The following is a 784-nucleotide window of genomic DNA, read 5'->3' as shown; positions in this document are numbered from 1 at the left end:
CTAGGGGAATCTCATTTGATGTCTATTCCTAAGGGTACTGAGATGTTTCACTTCCCCTCGTTCGCTTCTTGTACAAGTACAAGATACCTACCTTATGGTAGGTGGGTTTCCCCATTCAGAAATCTCCGGATCACAGGATATTGCCGCCTCCCCGAAGCTTATCGCAGGCTGTCACGTCTTTCATCGCCTCTGACTGCCAAGGCATCCACCATGTGCGCTTCATTACTTGACCATACAACCCCAAGTAGTCTTAACTTATAAATAAGTTTTAACTTCAAAGTGTCATAAAGTCTAATTATGATAACGATATCACCTAATTTTATACGCTTGATTCAGTTCTCTTATTACTTTTTTAATAACTCACCCCTGGGATAACAACTGATGTCGTTAAGAGGTGAGTTATTAAGGTTAAGAAGTGCGCGTGAACACGCTCTTCCTAACCCAGACTCATATCTATGTTTTTAAATAGTTCCTACTCTCTCGTCGAGTAACAGGTTCTGTATAAAACAGAAAGAAGTAATCTTTCAAATATAGGCGAATCACTTGTTTCTATTTAATACTCTTAGCACTCAAAGCTTATTCGTTTATAGTAGTGGTGGAGCCAAACGGAGTCGAACCGTTGACCTCCTGCGTGCAAGGCAGGCGCTCTACCAACTGAGCTATGGCCCCGTAAATAAATGGTAGGCCTGGGCAGACTTGAACTGCCGACCCCCGCGTTATCAACACGGTGCTCTAACCAGCTGAGCTACAGGCCTTTGTATGCCTACAAAGGCAAAAGCTAATA

Annotated in this window: 2 tRNA genes and 1 rRNA gene; all 3 read right to left on the bottom strand. The window is 43.0% G+C overall.

The features are described 5' to 3' along the window. Positions 1–232: ribosomal RNA gene (locus tag I6E69_RS20470) — 23S ribosomal RNA — on the bottom strand; the annotation flags it as partial. Between the two features lie 361 nt (positions 233–593). After that, a tRNA-Ala gene (locus tag I6E69_RS20465) sits at positions 594–669 on the bottom strand. Between the two features lie 9 nt (positions 670–678). After that, positions 679–755 (bottom strand) — tRNA-Ile (locus I6E69_RS20460). Positions 756–784 lie beyond the last annotated feature (29 nt).

This window comes from Pseudoalteromonas sp. NZS100, from assembly GCF_015864815.1.
Lineage (GTDB): Bacteria > Pseudomonadota > Gammaproteobacteria > Enterobacterales > Alteromonadaceae > Pseudoalteromonas > Pseudoalteromonas distincta.
Note: the sequence above shows the minus strand (reverse complement) of the source record. Positions and strands in the feature narration are given on the sequence as shown.